Source organism: Paenibacillus sp. P3E (assembly GCF_001909045.1).
GTDB lineage: Bacteria > Bacillota > Bacilli > Paenibacillales > Paenibacillaceae > Paenibacillus_AQ > Paenibacillus_AQ helianthi.
Window position 1 is genome coordinate 1 of record NZ_LVWH01000091.1, and the last position, 1,947, is coordinate 1,947.

The 1,947-nt window shown below is 34.6% G+C and carries 1 protein-coding gene; it reads right to left on the reverse strand.

Annotation, left to right across the window (positions count from 1 at the left end; genetic code table 11):
• Positions 1–215: 215 nt before the first annotated feature.
• A complete protein-coding gene (locus tag A3842_RS08910) occupies positions 216–1,712 on the reverse strand; it encodes a competence protein CoiA (protein ID WP_074101121.1) in 1,497 nt (498 codons plus the stop codon).
• Positions 1,713–1,947 lie beyond the last annotated feature (235 nt).

Genomic DNA, 1,947 nt, shown 5'->3' on the forward strand with positions numbered 1-1,947 from the left:
ACATTTCCCTGTCAATTTTCTAAAACAATCATATTTTGATAACATATATGCGAAGTTATTTGAAGTTGGGTCAAATCGATTCTCCATAATAATCCTTAACCTTCCATATCTATTTTAGTTTAATAATTCATGATGCTTCAAAAATATTCTGCTATGAGCAAATTGGATTAATAATTAAACTATTGTTAGTGTTGTCTCTTGAACACGAAATGAAGTTAGTCTCTAAGATCCCTGAATGGATCGTAATCAATGATATCAGTCTTTATTTTTTTCATTAGTTCATCAATTTCTTCGGTGTTATTGCATTTTGCATAGCCAAGAGCAAGTTCCCAAATCGAACGTTCCTTTGGTCCTACCCTAACTATCCGATAGTCTATTTTCCTCAAGTCGCTATCCAACATCTTGGGATTCCTAGATAGAAGCTTTTCTAATTCCGATGAATATTTTCGCAATACATACTTTACATTCTTGACTTCGTTTGTGTAACGTTTATATAGCACAGTAGATAATGACGGTTCATTCTTTACAAACTCACTATCATAGATCTCTGCAATACGTAGATGATAGGAACTAACTATCTGTTCCTCATTCAAATCAATGTAGAAAAGATAATGGGGAGCTTGATCAGCAATGACTTTATCTTCAAACTCCTCACTTTTACAGATGAACTCATATTCTGCCAAGTAATGAATAATAGTATCCATATAGGTTCTATACGTTTCAATAAAATCGGGTATTTCTAAGCCTAAGATATCATCTACTACTAAAGGCTTATTTTTCATGCAAAAAGATTTCAGAACATAAGCATGTCTAGGTGTAAGATGAAAAGAGCAATATTCAAAAATTTCCTTCAAACGAAACCGTCTTTTTTCTACAAGTGTTTGATGTTTTTCTGATTTAATTTTCTGGATTAGCTTTCTAAATTTAAATTCGAATTGATCCTTGATATTAGGAATAACTATAGCAGTATACTGTTCTTCAATATCACAGTGAAAATCCAACAGATCTAGTTTTTCCTTGTGATCGCTGGGATCATGAAACTTGTATTCGTTGTCAACTGTCCCTCTACGCCCATTAACTCTTCGTTCTATGGATCGAGTATAAAAGTTAAAATCAATGGTCATATTTTGAGAATCTAAATCTAAATAGTATGTAAATCCAGTCTCCGAATAGACCGCTTTTATTGGATCTCGAAATAACCGTGCTTGTTCTACGTTCTGAGCTTTTGAATACTGCAGAAACACATTCGCATCAAAAATCCAGAAATCCAGAATTCCTGCTTGCTGGTAAAGTACATGGCGTCTTCTCCATTCTGCTTCCGAGAGTGGACTGTGTTGGAATTCGAAAGCCCACTTCTGCCCTTTCATTTCCCCCGAGGTGTGAGTAAGTAGAACATCCGCTATTTGATCCGTTATTTGAATGAATACCTCTAACTCCACATCAGCATCCGAATATTTAGAAGTCAGCCAATTAAAAAGAATATCTTTACCTTTTAGATGTTCTGTAGTTTCGCGTTCATAGTTAGGGACAACACATTCAGTGTGGGGAAAATGCGCAAAATGAGCGATAGTTTTTGGCCCATTTTTGTAGCTGACCAAATTATCACAATTCGGACAGTGTAGATCTTTAGACGAAGAAAGCCGACGAGTCTCTATTTCATTACAACTGGTAGAATACAACTCAAGGCCTGAGCTTGTTCGTGAACGTAACATAGAAATCCTCCTAAATGTGATGCCGGTTATTTACTTTTGGAAGAAGCCCTCTGTTTAACAGGCATAATTAATTACATATTATAACATCCCACAGTTGTATAAAAGGAGGTTTACATCATTTGAAGCATAGATTAATATTTCAAGATAACATTCACCAACGTTCTTCCCTTATAGGTAAGTACAATTACATATATTTCCAAGCAAAGCAACAAAAATAAATTCTTTTAAACCAATT